The organism is Chryseobacterium sp. CP-77, from assembly GCF_036362765.1.
Lineage (GTDB): Bacteria > Bacteroidota > Bacteroidia > Flavobacteriales > Weeksellaceae > Chryseobacterium > Chryseobacterium cupriresistens.
Genome location: NZ_CP143637.1, coordinates 4864560 through 4879590, shown reverse-complemented (window position 1 = coordinate 4879590; position 15031 = coordinate 4864560). Strand labels below are relative to the sequence as shown.

Below are 15031 nucleotides of genomic sequence, written 5' to 3'. Positions count from 1 at the left end.
CCGTTTACTTATTAATTATTTTCTGGTCTCAGGCTTCTTACTGTTTTCCCGGCCTTCCACATTTCGCTTTCTCTTAGTTCACTCAGTTCAGCTTCCAGTTTTTCACGGTAATCCGGTTTGCTGTTGCTGTCAATGGAACGTTGAGCTTCATTTCCTTTGGCTACATTGTCATACAGCTCTTCAAACAAAGGCGAAGTAGCATCTCTGAAACGTTTCCACCAGTCCAAAGCTCCTCTCTGAGCGGTTGTACTGCAGTTGGCATACATCCAGTCCATTCCGTTTTCGGCTACCAATGGCATCAATGACTGAGTCAGTTCTTCTACGGTTTCATTAAAGGCTTCAGAAGGGCTGTGCCCATTTTTTCTCAATACGTCATACTGAGCAGCAAATATTCCCTGTACAGCACCCATCAAAGTTCCACGTTCTCCGGCTAGATCACTGTATACTTCTTTTTTAAAATCGGTTTCAAAAAGATATCCGCTTCCGATCGCGATACCTAATGCTGTCACTCTTTCTCTGGCTTTTCCTGTAGCATCCTGATATACGGCAAAACTGCTGTTCAGACCTCTGTTCTGCAAAAACATTCTCCTCAAGGATGTCCCTGAACCTTTTGGAGCTACAAGAAATACATCTACATCAGCTGGAGGAACGATTCCTGTACGCTCGCTGAACGTAATTCCGAAACCATGAGAAAAATACAACGCTTTCCCTGGAGTAAGATGCTGTTTTACTTTCGGCCAGTATTCAATCTGTGCAGCATCACTCAGAAGATAGCAGATAATGGTTCCTTTTTCCAATGCTTCTTCAATTTCAAATAATGTTTCTCCCGGTACAAATCCGTCTGCTATTGCTTTATCCCAAGATTTGGAGTTTTTTCTCTGCCCTACAATCACATTAATTCCGTTGTCTTTCTGGTTTAAAGCCTGCCCAGGCCCCTGTACTCCATACCCAATTACTGCTACAACTTCATCTTTTAGTGCTTCCTGAGCTTTTTCCAACGGAAATTCTTCTCTTGTTACTACGTTCTCCTCTACTCCTCCAAAATTCAATTTTGCCATTTTTTTTGATTTTATTTATTGATGTTTAATTTTTTGCGCTTAACTAGCATATTCTACTGCGGTCAGATATGGATTTCTGTGGTAATGTACTTCCAGAACGTCTACCTGCTTTTCCATTTGTCTGCTGATCTTCTGAACAGAATCTTCTGTTTCTCTGATAACAATAACAAACTTTTTTACTTTTTCCATTTCTGAAGGACCAACATTAAAGGTCACCATAGAGATTCTTCTTCTCGAAAAAATAGCATTGATGCGGCTGATTAATCCTAAATAATCTTCTGTATACGCTGTAATGGTATATTCTTTATGATCTGTTTTCATCTTTTTTATTTTTAAATTTTATTTATTATTTAATACAATTTCCGAAACACTTTTTCCCTGAGGGATCATCGGAAATACATTGTGTTCTTTTCCTGTCATTACTTCAAGAAGGAAAGATCCTTTGTGATCCAACATTTCACGGAGGGCCCATTTTAAGTCTTCCCTCTCGGATACTTTTTTTCCGGGAATATTATATCCCTTTGCCACCTGGACAAAATCGGGGCTCTGGATATCTACGGAGGAATATCTTTCTTCGTGAAACAATTCCTGCCACTGCCTTACCATTCCCAGATAGCAGTTATTCAGAATTAAAATCTTCACTTCCGGATGATACTGCATAATGGTTCCCAGTTCCTGAATATTCATCTGAGCTCCTCCGTCTCCCATCACAGCAATAACAGGACGGTTTGTTTCTGCATAAGATGCTCCTATTGCAGCGGGAAGACAGAATCCCATGGTTCCCAGCCCACCGCTTGTGACATTGGTTCGGGAATGTTTGAACTGAGAGTATCGGCATGTCGCCATCTGATGCTGTCCTACATCTGTTACAATTACTGCTTCACCTGCTGTTATCTCATTCAACTGGCGGATCACCTCTCCCATTGTAATTTCACCTTCTTCAGGGTAGAGCTCCGTATGAATCAGGTTGATGCTTTCAATTTCATGACATTTTTTAAATCTTTTATGCCAGTGATGATGTTCTCTTTTTACGATCTTTTCTGTAAGAAGAGGAAGCGTATGTTTGCAGTTTCCCAGAACGGGAACATCTGCTTTTACATTTTTATTGATCTCCGCATTGTCAATATCCAGATGAACAATCTTTGCCTGTTTCGCATACTGATCCAATCTTCCGGTCACACGGTCATCGAACCGCATTCCTACAGCAATCATAACATCACATTCGTTGGTTAATATATTCGGGCCATAGTTTCCATGCATTCCTACCATTCCTACCGCTTGTGGATGATGAGTTGGAATAGCACTCATTCCCAGAACCGTCCATGCTACCGGAATTCCTGATTTTTCTACAAACTGTAAAAACTCCTTTTCAGCTTTTCCGAGCATAATCCCCTGTCCAGCAATGACAAATGGCTTTTCTGCATTATTGATCAACGCTGCAGCTTTTCCGATATTTTCCATACATGGATCGGGATCCGGTTTATAGCTGCGTAATGTGTGGCATGGTGAATAGCCTTTATAAGCAACAGACTGCAGCTGGGCATTTTTAGTCACATCAATCACGACGGGCCCGGGACGGCCTGACTTTGCAATGTAAAATGCTTTTGCCAATACTTCGGGAAGCTCATGAGCATCCGTCACCTGATAATTCCACTTGGTAACCGGACTTGTAATGTTCATAACATCTATTTCCTGAAAGGCATCAGTTCCGAGAAGGTGTTCAAAAACCTGTCCCGTAATACATACCAGGGGAGTATTATCGAGTAAAGCATCAGCCAGTCCCGTAACGAGATTAGTTGCTCCCGGGCCGCTGGTAGCCAATACAACACCGACTTCTCCTGAGACTCTTGCAAGACCTTGTGCTGCATGCACTGCCGCCTGCTCGTGACGTACAAGGATATGTTTCAGGTTTTCTTTATAATCGTAAAGGGCATCATAAATAGGAATAATAGCACCTCCCGGATATCCGAAAACGGTTTTCACTCCTTCCTGAAGAAAGGCTTCAAGAATGATCCGGCTTCCGCTCAGTTGTATTTCTGTTGATAAATTCGGGTTTTCCATATTTTTATTGAGTGATTTCGTCTGTTACACAGCCTTCTGCGGCTGATGACACGGTTAATGCATATTTATAAAGCAGTCCTTTCTGTACTTTAAGAGCTGGTTTTTGCCATCCTTTTTTTCTTCTTTCTATTTCTTCTTCTGAAACTTTGAGCTGTATGGTGTTGTTGACAGCATCAATTTCAATCAGATCATTATCGTTGACAAAAGCGATCAGACCTCCTTCGTGAGCTTCGGGAGTGATGTGTCCTACTACAAAACCATGAGTTCCTCCGCTGAATCTTCCATCAGTAATCAAAGCGACACTGCTTCCCAGTCCAGCGCCGATAAGCGCGCTCGTAGGTTTCAGCATTTCCGGCATCCCGGGAGCGCCTTTCGGACCTTCATGACGAATGACAATCACATCGCCATGCTGGACGGTTCCATCCTGAATTCCTCTGATCAGATTTTTTTCGCCATCAAATACACGGGCTTTACCTACGAAACGTTCGCCTTCTTTTCCTGTAATTTTGGCTACACTTCCTTTTTCTGCAAGATTTCCGTATAATATTCTCAGGTGCCCTGTCTCTTTTACAGGTTCTGATAATGGTTTGATTATTTTTTGAGTAGTAAAATCCAGATCGGGAACATTTTCTAAATTCTCTGCTACTGTTTTTCCGGTTACCGTTAAGCAGTCACCATGTAATAATCCCTGATTCAAAAGGTATTTCATGACGGATGGTATTCCTCCGTGTTCATACAGATCCTGCATCAGGTATTTTCCGCTTGGTTTTAAATCTGCCAGTACCGGAGTTTTATCACTCATCTTCTGAAAATCATCCTGAGTAAGCGGTACTCCCACACTTTTTGCCATAGCTATAAAATGCAGAACGGCATTGGTACTTCCTCCAAGAATAACAATCATACGCAGCGCATTTTCAAAAGCTTTGCGGGTCATGATATCCGAAGGTTTGATGTCCTTTTCAAGTAATACTTTCAGGTATTTTCCTGCTTCAAGGCATTCTTCCTGTTTTTCTTTGCTTAAAGCCGGGTTGGAAGAAGAATACGGAAGGCTCATTCCTAAAGCCTCTATCGCGGAAGCCATTGTATTGGCTGTATACATTCCACCACATGCACCGGCTCCTGGGCAGGAATTTTTTACAACTCCATCAAAATCTTCTTCGGTAATTTCTCCTGCAATCTTTTTCCCCAACGCTTCAAAAGCTGAAACGATGTTAAGCTGTTCTCCTTTATAGCAGCCTGGAGCAATTGTTCCTCCGTATACCATGATGGATGGCCTGTTCAGCCTTCCCATTGCAATGATAGTTCCCGGCATATTTTTATCACAGCCTGGCAATGCGATCAATCCGTCGTAGTATTGCGCTCCACAGATGGCTTCGATGCTGTCGGCAATCACATCACGGCTTACCAGAGAATAACGCATTCCATCTGTTCCATTGCTCATTCCGTCACTTACTCCGATGGTGTTAAAAATCAATCCGGCTAATCCGTGGTTCCATGTTCCTTTTTTTACGACCTGGGCAAGATCATTCAGATGCATATTGCAGGTGTTTCCGTCATAGCCCATACTGGCAATTCCGACCTGAGCTTTGTGCATGTCTTCTTCTGTAAATCCTATCCCGTACAACATGGCTTTGGCTGCGGGTTGTTCACTGTTTTGCGTGAATGTTTTTGAATATTTATTTAACATACTTTTCCTACATTTTCTATTCTTTTCTCTTCTTCAAATAGAGTTTTTTACTAAATTTTGATCCAAAACTACATTTTGTAATATTCTTTTCATTTTCGTTTTTTCCAAAAACTACAATATTCAATTGTTTAAAAAATGAATTTATTTATTTGATAACCAAATATTTATATTCTTAAAATTTACAATGACAGAACTCTTACTAATTTCAAATATGCCTGTTGTACTCTCCTGCTCGCCGTATTTTCCCAATTTTTGGAAAATGGAACATCATCAAGTGAATCCAGGGCAACAATTTCTGCTGCCGTACCACAGAAAAAGCCTGCATCTGCACCTCTCATTTCTTCAGGTTTGAAAAAAGTTTCCTTTACCGGAATAGCTAGCTCGTTACAAATTTCCATAACGGTTTGCCTTGTAATGCCCGGAAGAATACTTCCTTTGGCCGGAGTATATAAAACTCCGTCTTTTTCGTAGAACACATTGGCACCTGAACTTTCGGCAACATTTCCGTTTTCATCAAGAACCAGCGCTTCATCATAACCTTTGTCTTTCGCATCCTGGCAGGCCAATATTGAGTTTACATAATGTCCTCCTACTTTGGCTTCCACCTTGAAGGCCTTAGGATTAGGACGTTGAAAGGGGGAAGTCATGATTTTCATTTTATCCGCCAGATAGCCGTTGTTCCATTCCCATGCAAGAAGAGACAGATAAGATTTTTGTCCTTTTGAAAGTGACATATTGGGCGAACACGTAACCAACGGACGGATGTATGCATCTGTAAACCCATTACGATCCAGAAGTTCATAGGTAAGTTCTGTAAGCTGATTTACGGAATAATCAAAAGGAATATGCATGAGTTCTGATGATCTTTTCAGTCTTTCGTAGTGTTCTTTTGCTTTGAAAATTTGAGTTCCATGATCTGTGCTGTAGGATTTAATGCCTTCAAAAACAGAGTAACCATAGTGAAGTGATTGGCTGTAAAGATCAGTCCCCGCATCTTTCGCTTTCATAAATTTTCCGTCAAAGTAGATGGTTGTGTCATCGTTGTAATACATGTTATAGAAGTTTAAAAAATTAACAAATGGAAATAAAAAAAGCCCTCTCACGCTGTGAGAGGGCTCAATATATGTACAGTCATACACCTTCCTTCTCACAGCCGTAAGGGAATAATAATGACGATAATAATTACTGATAATAACTGATACATACTTTTATACTATAAAAAATTAAAAACAAAAAAACCGTTTCATAGTTTGAAACGGTTTTATATATAATTTAAATTAAAATCTATTTAAAATGCCGTTTCCTTACTGTTGTTAATGACAACAGCAATAATAGAAATGACAATAATATTTTTCTGATTCGTAAAATTCATATTGCAAATGTATAAACTTTTTAATTACTCACAAGTTTTTTTTGTACTTTTTATTTTTTTCGTAAAAAATGGTTCAGTGTTTCCTTTGCTTCAGCCACATCATGAACCCTCAAAATTTTAGCTCCCTGTTCCAATACTTTCATGTGCAGTTTCTGTGTTTCCTCATTGATGTCCAGCGGTGATTTTCCCAGAGGCCTGTAGATAAATGACTTTCTGGAAATCCCTATCAGCAGAGGAAATTTTCCGAACCCGAGGTATTCAACTTCATGGATCATTTTCATCTGGTCTTCCACTGTTTTTCCGAAACCAAAACCGGGATCAAGAATGATATCATTCACTCCTTTTTCTAAAAGTTCTTTTGTTTTTTTTGAAAAATATTGGTTCACTTCCAGTGTAATATCTTCAAACTTTATTTTATCATGCATGGTTTCGTAAGAAGGATTTACATGCATCAGAATATAAGGAAGTTTCGTTTCAGCAGCTGTATTGAACATTTCCGTATCATACTGACCTCCAGAAATATCATTAATCAGATCAATTCCTTCATTAAATCCGAATTTTACAGTTTCTGCGTAAAAAGTATCCAGGGAAATCAGGGCTGCCGGAAACTCTTTTTTAATCAGAGAGATGGTATTTCCGATTCTGCTGATCTCTTCTTCAGCACTTAAAAATTCTGCATTGGGACGTGTAGACTGTGGTCCGATATCCAGTATTTCAGCTCCGTCCTTCAAAAGTTTTTCAGCATGTCTTAATGCTGATTTTTCATTATTAAACTTTCCGCCATCAGAGAAGGAATCCGGGGTCATATTGAGGATTCCCATGATTTTCGGGGTGTCCAGTTGTACTAAACGACCGTTGCAGTTGATTGAATGAGTTGGAGGGTTTGAGTGTGGGAGAGTTTTAGGGTTGGAGAACATGAGATTATTATTGATGAGGGTAGATTATAAATGATGAATGATAATTGATGAATGATTTTTGTAGTGCAAAATTAGTGATTTATGAGTTTTAAATGAGAAATTAGAAGCTAGAAGTTAGAAGCTAAATGAGCCCTTTTAAACCACAAAACTAGATCAATCGGATATTGAAACTCTTTCCTCAAATACTCTCTAACCCTAAAAACCCCTCAAACTCTCAAACCCAACAACTCGAATCCCGAATCCCGAAACTCTAAAACTCTCCCACCCTCTCCCTCACAAACTCAGCTTATCAAATTGAAAAATCTAAAACCGAATTCGTATATTTGGAAGATTAAGAAGATTTATGTTAAAAACATCAGTACAGTTTGAGAAAGTTATCAGTCAGTGCCGTGATCTTTTCGGCAAAAAATTGCAGGATTATGGTGCGGCATGGAGGGTTTTAAGACCAAGCTCCATTACGGATCAGATTTATATTAAAGTCAACAGGATCCGTACGCTGCAGATGACTGATAAAAAAATGGTGGATGAGAGTGAAGAAGATGAATTTATCGCCATTGTGAACTATTCTATCATTGGACTTATTCAGTTGGAAAAAGGTCTTTCCAATGATTTCAACGAAAATAAAGAGGAAATTTTAGGTCTGTATGACCAATATGCCAACGAAGCGAAAGCTTTGATGGAAAGAAAAAATCATGATTACGGTGAAGCATGGAGAGATATGAGAATCTCTTCGATTACAGATCTTATTTATCAGAAAGTACTGAGAACCAAGCAAATTGAGGATAACCAGGGACAAACTATCGTTTCGGAAGGTCTCGATGCCAATTATTTCGACATGCTGAATTATGCCGTCTTCTGTCTGATCAAGTTCTCGGAAAAAGAAAATCAGTTCGAACCCAAAAATATTTAATATGCTCAAAGGTTTATTACGCTTTATTATTGCTGTCATTTTTATCCTTTCAGGCTTTGTGAAAGCCGTGGATCTGGTAGGTTTTTCTTTCAAAATGGAAGAATATTTCTCTCCTGCTGTTTTCAATATGCCGTTTTTTGAAAAGTTTGCCCTGCTGTTTTCCATTATCGTGGTAGTACTGGAGCTTTTCTTAGGATTTATGCTGCTTCTTAAGTTAAAGCTTAAATTTACCTTATCCCTATTAATTGCACTTTGTATTTTCTTTGGATTCCTGACGTTTTATTCGGCTTATTTCAATGTGGTAACAGATTGTGGATGTTTTGGAGACGCCATCAAATTCACTCCCTGGCAGAGCTTCTTAAAAGATGTTGTACTGCTGGTAGGATTGATTATCTTATTCGTCCTTTACAGAAAAGATTTCCGTAAAAAAGATGAGTATGGAGTTACTTCAAAAGAGTCTTCCCATACGTTCCAATATATTCTTTTAACAGTCTTTTCTTTGGGAATGATTTATGTTATGGCACAGGGAATCATGCATGAACCGATCATTGATTTCCGTGATTATAAAATCGGGACAGATATTAAAGGTGAAAAAGCTAAAATTGACAAAAACCCTTCTGAATATAAGACATTTTACTCCCTGAAAAATGACAAAACAGGACAGGTAGTAAAGGTAAATCAGGATGATTATATCAAAAAAACAGAATATTGGGCAGAAGGTTCTCCATGGAAAATTGAAGATGGAAAAAATGAATCTGTATTGATCAAGGAAGGTTACAAATCTGAAATTGTAAAATTTAAGATTGAAGATCCTACAGGAATGGAAGTTACCAATGAGATCATCAACGCTCCAAAAGCTGTTCTGGTGTTTTCCTATCATCCAAAAGAAATCCCTGCTGACCTGCTTCAGAAAGTGGAGGCAAAAGTAAATGCCCAGAAAGGCGCCCTTATCTACGGAGTTTCTACAGAGCCTAATACTTTTAAAACCATTAAAAATGTACTAATGGACGGAACTGCCATTAAAACAATAGCAAGAAGCAACCCGTTTGTACTGATTCTTGAGAATGGAAAAATTGTAGATAAACAACCTGCGAAGGACTACGTTAATTAATTATAAATGATGAATGATTTTTTGACGAAAGCTAATCGTGGATCAATTATCTATTATCTATTATCTATTATCTATTATCTATTATCTATTATCTATTATCTATTATCTATTATCTATTATCTATTATCAAATTTAAACACTAAACTTAAACATATAAAAGCTCATGCAAAAATCAAATAAATCAATCGCCGGTTATCATTTATTAATGATTCTTTCTTCTGTAGACGGAGAGTTTGCCCCTGAAGAAGGAATGCTGGTACAGCAATACCTGGCGGATGAATTTCCTTTCAGAATGAACCTTGATAATGAATTGGATACTTTGGCCCTTTTACAGCCTGAAGAATGGAAAGATCATTTTGAATTCCATGCAAGATGTTTCCATGACGATTCTACTGAGGATGAACGTGTGAAATTTGTTCAGTTTGCAAAATCTTTAATCAAAGCGGACAATAAAGTAACGGAAGAGGAACATACATTTTATGTTCTGCTGAAAAACCTTTGGGGATTATAAACAACAACGAAAAAATAAAATAAATCTATATTTAAATTTTATGAGAAGAAAAATAGTTGCAGGAAACTGGAAAATGAACAAAAATGTAATTGATGCACAGCAATTGATGATTCAGTTACTAAGCTATAAAAACAATAACGCTACCAACTGTGAAGTTTGGATTGCTCCACCGGCATTATACCTGATGATGGCAAAAGACGTTTTTGAAAAGGATGAAATCGGAGTATTTTCTCAGGATATGAGCGAGCATGAAAGCGGTGCTTACACAGGTGAAATTTCTGCAGATATGCTGGAATCCATTGATGCTACAGGTTCTTTGATCGGGCATTCTGAAAGAAGACAATATCACGGAGAAACAGATTCTCACTGTAACAGAAAGATCAAACTGGCTCTTGATAAAGGTCTTATTCCTGTTTACTGTAATGGAGAAACTCTTGAGCAGAGAAAAGCAGGACAGCATCTTGAAGTCGTAAAAAACCAGACTGAAGTAGCTCTTTTCACGCTTTCTGCTGAAGAAATCAAGAAAGTTGTGATCGCTTATGAACCGGTTTGGGCTATTGGAACAGGAGAAACGGCAAGTCCGGAGCAGGCTCAGGAAATCCATGCTCACATCAGAAATATTATTGCTGCAAAATACGGACAGGAAGTTGCTGACGAAGTTTCTATTCTTTACGGAGGTTCTGTAAAACCAGACAATGCAAAAGAAATTTTCTCTCAGCCGGATATTGACGGAGGTCTTATCGGAGGAGCAGCTTTGAAATTAGAGGATTTCTCTAAGATTATTGAAGCTTTTAACTAGAAATCATTGATCTAACAATAAAAACGGCGGAATCTTCGATTCCGCCGTTTTCCGTTAAAAAAATCTAATTATTGAATATCGACTACATACATTGTTCCCTTGTCTACTTTACCCGTTTTAGGTAAAATTTTGGATTTTGGATTTCCGTTTCCATCATCTACCACTCCAAAGTCATCATCATTGAAAACAGCCAGTTTATTATTTCCCAGATAAACAATTCCCTCAAATTTATCATGTTCATACCCCAGTTTTGCCACCAGATCTACGGCTAATGTTTTAGTAACAGCTTTTATTCCGGCATTGGTAATTTCATCCCATGAACATTGTTCTAAAGCTTTTCCATTGATTTTCATTCCGTCAACAGCGGTAATATCGGCTCCGTTTACATCTGTTGCATTGCTCAGATTGATTCTGTATACTTTTTTGATTCCGCCCTGGGAACCGAAATTTCCATCTCTTTCAATGACTAAGAATTCACTGTTACTTATTGCTGTAATATCACAAACCGAATCAGAAGCACCTCCATCCTGTTTGTATAAAAATTGTTTAGTCTGGCCTGTAACCGTATCAAATGTAACAATTCTCGTTAAAGTTTTATTGGTAGCCAGTGCTTTGCTGGGAACATACATCATCGACTGTATGGTTCCTACCAGAGTTCTTCCATCCGGACTTATACAAAGACCTTCCATTCCTCTGTTGGCTCTTCTTTTCGCTAAAACAGCAGGCAGTTTTCGAGAACCTGTATTTACACCAATCGGGCTTATTCTTTCCATCTCCACTCCATCTGCACTGTAGTGGACAATATGCGGTCCGTACTCGTCGGAAACCCAGAATGTACCATCAGCAGCAGCAACAATACTTTCGCTGTCTAAACCATATTGATCTGTTCCTAAAACATTTCCGGAAGCATCATATGCGACTTCCCCTGTGCTCCCCATTCCTGCAGGGTTTGGAAGACCTGTAATAGGCTGCCCGGAAGGATTTTTAAGTTTAATATATCTGATGACCTCTATATTCCCGTCTGCATTGATTTTAAAATGCATAATGGTGGGTGTAAAGCCGGGGGCAAGGAATTTTTTACCATTCTGAAAGTCCGTATTGGGACCTCTGTCTGTAATGACATAGAACTCACCTTTTCTTGTTGGATGAGCGGCAGCACCGGAACCAAATCCGCCGTTGATAACATCTACTCCGTTTATCGTAGACAGTTTGGTAAATGGAAACTCCTGAGGCAGTTTGGAATAATTAATATCCTGATTAATTATGGTTGTATCATCATCACTTTTACATGAAACCAATACTGCCAGCACGACTGCAGACCATAGTAATTTTTTCATATTCACTTTTATGGCAGCGAAAGTATAAATCGATTGTAAACTGATCTTAAATATAATGATAATTGTTTTTTAACAATACTGAGTGGATGTGCCATTTAAAACCACCCCGTCAAAAATTCTTTGAATTTTTGACACCCCTGCGGAGGATGGGAATTTTAACGTGTTCAGTTGGAATTTGGACAGGTTGTAATTTTTCTCTAATATCTGTTCTCGAATCATTGTTCTGGATTTCTACGGAATGATAAAATTGAAATGATTGTTTATCCATACAGTTTGTCATTCCGCAGAATCTAAACATTTAAAAACATAAATCCAACAAAAAAACCGCACCAGATGGGTGCGGTTCTCATGATTGTATCATCAATTATTTTTTCTCAGTAGATCTTTGTAAAACCTCATCTACCATTCCGTAACCTTTAGCTTCTTCAGAAGTCATCCAGTAATCTCTGTCAGAAGATTTTTCTACCCACTCATACGTTTGTCCTGAGTGATGACCGATGATTTCATAAAGCTCCTGCTTCAATTTCAGCATCTCTCTTAAGTTGATCTCCATATCAGAAGCAACTCCCTGAGCACCTCCTGAAGGCTGGTGAATCATTACTCTTGAGTGTTTAAGTGCAGAACGTTTTCCCTTTTCTCCTGCAACTAATAATACAGCTCCCATTGAAGCAGCCATACCTGTACAGATAGTTGCTACATCGGGCTTGATGATCTGCATGGTGTCATAAATACCTAGACCTGCATATACACTACCACCAGGAGAGTTGATGTAGATCTGAATATCTTTTGAAGGGTCAGCACTTTCCAGGAATAAAAGCTGAGCCGTCACGATGTTTGCTACCTGATCATCAATACCTGTTCCCAGGAAGATAATTCTGTCCATCATCAAACGCGAGAAAACGTCCATCTGAGCAACGTTTAATCTTCTTTCTTCCATGATGTACGGAGTAAGATTCGTTGGGCCATACATTCCCATATACTGATCGGTAACCAAACCGTTGTTTCCTAAATGTTTTACAGAGAAGTCTCTGAATTCCTTTTTAATGTCCATATTTCTATTATGTATTATTTTTAAAATATTCTCGAAGTTTAAATTACAATATTTATTCCTAAAATTTTATAGGACTTTTTGTCACAGAATATCCAAAAATCTGACTCTTGTTTATCTCTTCCTATCTACATAAATCCCTTTGATCGGTGAATATTCGATGATATTGCTCAACCGTATGGAAGCCTGCTTTAAAAGCGTGATTTTTTTGATCAGCTCATAATATTTTACCTCATCCGTATTGCTGTACTGATCAAGTTCTTTGGCTGTTTCCTTAATCAGATAATCAATATACCGGTACTTATGTAACAGAACATCTCCCTGGATCTGATCTGCCACTTTATCACCATAATTGGGAGGATAGATATTTCTTGAAGCCCAGTTTTCAAGTTCATCCAGCGGGATTAAAGCATCTACAACCTTTGTGGTAATCTCTTCGTCCATAAAAGATACAAAAAAGTTTCCACTTCTGAGTTCATCCTTTTGAATTCCTTCTCTCACCTGGTTGATAATAATCTCATTTTCTTTGACTAAAAATGTATACTGCTCTTCTTCAAAATGATGAAGAATTTCTTCGATAACAGTAATCTGATATTCCTCATTATTTTCATTCTTCCTTTTCAGAACAATATCTCCGAACATCAGCATATGATCTACCAGTTTATTCTCCATGAATAATACATCATACAGAAAAGGATCCTCTTTTTCTTTATCCAAAGGAACAATCTCCATTTTCGGAGCTGCTGCTTTTTCCTTCTGCTGCTGCTGAACATGATGCGTCTGATTCTGGGTGATCTGCTTCTGAACATCCAACTCATTGAAAAGACTCTGTTCGGATAGTCCGAATTTATTGGAAACCTCTTTAAGATAAACCTCTCTTTTCAGGGCATTTTGTACGAAAGAAACAGATTTTACAATATCTCTGATCGCTTCAGCCTTTTTAATCGGATCATTTCCGATATCTCTCAGGAGAATTTCCGCCTTGAAATCGATGAAATCCATCGCTTCATTTTCGATGTACTTTTCAACGTATTCCTGCGGATGTTTTCTGGCAAAGGAATCCGGGTCATCTCCATCAGGGAAAAGCAAGACACGGATGTTCATTCCCTCAGTCAGCAGCATATCAATACTTCGGAAACTGGCTTTGATACCGGCATTATCACCATCAAAAAGAATCGTTACGTTTTCCGTAAGCCTCTTAATCAGTTTGATCTGCTCTGTCGTCAAAGACGTTCCGGAACTTGCCACTACGTTTTCAATTCCGGACATATGAAGGGAAATCACGTCCATATACCCTTCCACCAAAAGACAGGCATTCTTTCTTGAAATCGCCTGCTTGCTCTGGTTTAATCCATAAAGAACATTGGATTTATGGTAGATCTCTGTTTCCGGTGAATTGAGGTATTTTGCTGTTTTGACATTATTCTTCAGGATTCTTGCTCCGAAACCTAAAACCCTTCCTGAAAAACTGTGAATAGGGAAAATTACCCTTTCCCTGAAACGGTCAACCCCTGCAGGTGTATTTTCCGGGAAGATGGAAAGTCCGGATTTCTCAAGAATTTCTTTATTATAACCTTTTTCAAGCGCATAAGCCGTGAAAGCATTCTTTTTCTCCGGAGAATATCCCAGCTGGAATTTTTTAATAATATCATCCCTTAGTTCTCTCTCTTTGAAATAAGAAAGTCCTATGCTTCTGCCCTCCTGATCATCCCAAAGGATCTCCTGAAAATACGTATTGGCAACCTCATGAATTTTATACAGCAGATCTTTTTCTGTCTGGGCATTTTTTGCTTCTTCAGAAATTTCCCGCTGGTCTTCTTCAATTTCAATTCCGTATTTTTTTGCAGCGTGGCGGAGTGCTTCAGGATACGTAAAGTTCTCAATTTCCATCAGGAAAGAAATGGCTGTTCCTCCTTTTCCTGTAGAGAAATCCTTCCAGATCTGCTTACTGGCAGAAACTACAAAACTGGGTGTTTTTTCATCATGAAAAGGACTGAGCCCCTTGTAATTAGACCCTGCTCTTTTCAACTGCACATATTCGCCCACAATCTCTTCAACGCGGATCGTGGAGAATATTTTATCAATGGTCTGTTTGGAAATCATGCTGTAAAATTAAGTAATTTATAGGGAAGTTGGAAGAGGCTGAGAATTTCGGTGCGGGTTTCAGGTTTCGGGATTCGGGATTCGGGATTCGAGTTGTTGGGTTTGAGAGTTTGAGGG

Annotated in this window: 13 protein-coding genes; 4 read left to right on the top strand and 9 right to left on the bottom strand. The window is 38.7% G+C overall.

The window, feature by feature from the left end:
• Window positions 1–11: 11 nt before the first annotated feature.
• The 6 genes from ilvC to folP all read right to left on the bottom strand — a co-directional run bounded on the left by ilvC (window position 12) and on the right by folP (window position 7095).
• Complete coding sequence (gene ilvC / locus V0410_RS21940) at window positions 12–1058, bottom strand: ketol-acid reductoisomerase (protein WP_110009246.1); 1047 nt, start codon at window positions 1056–1058, stop codon at window positions 12–14.
• 39 nt (window positions 1059–1097) lie between these two features.
• A complete protein-coding gene (locus V0410_RS21935; RefSeq protein WP_110009245.1) occupies window positions 1098–1379 on the bottom strand; it encodes a hypothetical protein in 282 nt (93 codons plus the stop codon).
• Between the two features lie 18 nt (window positions 1380–1397).
• Window positions 1398–3119 (bottom strand): biosynthetic-type acetolactate synthase large subunit, encoded by a 1722-nt coding sequence (gene ilvB / locus V0410_RS21930; RefSeq protein WP_330745625.1) that lies wholly within the window; start codon window positions 3117–3119, stop codon window positions 1398–1400.
• Window positions 3120–3123: 4 nt separating this feature from the next.
• Entirely contained in the window at window positions 3124–4806 is a 1683-nt protein-coding gene (gene ilvD, locus V0410_RS21925; RefSeq protein ID WP_120233124.1) for a dihydroxy-acid dehydratase, read from the bottom strand.
• 179 nt (window positions 4807–4985) lie between these two features.
• Window positions 4986–5858 (bottom strand): branched-chain-amino-acid transaminase, encoded by an 873-nt coding sequence (gene ilvE, locus V0410_RS21920; protein ID WP_330745623.1) that lies wholly within the window; start codon window positions 5856–5858, stop codon window positions 4986–4988.
• 370 nt (window positions 5859–6228) lie between these two features.
• Window positions 6229–7095 (bottom strand): dihydropteroate synthase, encoded by an 867-nt coding sequence (gene folP / locus V0410_RS21915; protein ID WP_442879160.1) that lies wholly within the window; start codon window positions 7093–7095, stop codon window positions 6229–6231.
• Between the two features lie 343 nt (window positions 7096–7438).
• Between folP and V0410_RS21910 the strand changes: the two genes are divergently transcribed.
• The 4 genes from V0410_RS21910 (at window position 7439) to tpiA (ending at window position 10426) form a co-directional block, all read left to right on the top strand.
• Window positions 7439–8005 carry a DUF1599 domain-containing protein gene (locus V0410_RS21910; RefSeq protein ID WP_110009240.1) on the top strand — a complete coding sequence of 189 codons (567 nt, stop codon included), beginning with the start codon at window positions 7439–7441 and terminating at the stop codon, window positions 8003–8005.
• A gap of 1 nt (window position 8006) precedes the next feature.
• Window positions 8007–9116, top strand: coding sequence for a BT_3928 family protein (locus V0410_RS21905; protein ID WP_330745621.1), 1110 nt, complete (start codon window positions 8007–8009; stop codon window positions 9114–9116).
• 163 nt (window positions 9117–9279) lie between these two features.
• On the top strand, window positions 9280–9627 hold the full coding sequence (locus V0410_RS21900; protein WP_142719433.1) for a TerB family tellurite resistance protein: 348 nt from the start codon (window positions 9280–9282) through the stop codon (window positions 9625–9627).
• 40 nt (window positions 9628–9667) lie between these two features.
• Entirely contained in the window at window positions 9668–10426 is a 759-nt protein-coding gene (tpiA, locus tag V0410_RS21895) for a triose-phosphate isomerase (RefSeq protein WP_110009237.1), read from the top strand.
• A 68-nt stretch (window positions 10427–10494) separates the two neighbouring features.
• Here the strand turns inward: tpiA and V0410_RS21890 are convergent, their stop codons facing one another.
• The 3 genes from V0410_RS21890 to dnaG all read right to left on the bottom strand — a co-directional run bounded on the left by V0410_RS21890 (window position 10495) and on the right by dnaG (window position 14914).
• Window positions 10495–11763, bottom strand: a complete 1269-nt coding sequence (locus V0410_RS21890) for an esterase-like activity of phytase family protein (protein WP_330745620.1) — start codon at window positions 11761–11763, stop codon at window positions 10495–10497.
• 364 nt (window positions 11764–12127) lie between these two features.
• A complete protein-coding gene (gene clpP / locus V0410_RS21885) occupies window positions 12128–12814 on the bottom strand; it encodes an ATP-dependent Clp endopeptidase proteolytic subunit ClpP (RefSeq protein ID WP_027373257.1) in 687 nt (228 codons plus the stop codon).
• 111 nt (window positions 12815–12925) lie between these two features.
• Complete coding sequence (gene dnaG, locus V0410_RS21880; RefSeq protein ID WP_202839532.1) at window positions 12926–14914, bottom strand: DNA primase; 1989 nt, start codon at window positions 14912–14914, stop codon at window positions 12926–12928.
• Between the last annotated feature and the right edge of the window lie 117 nt (window positions 14915–15031).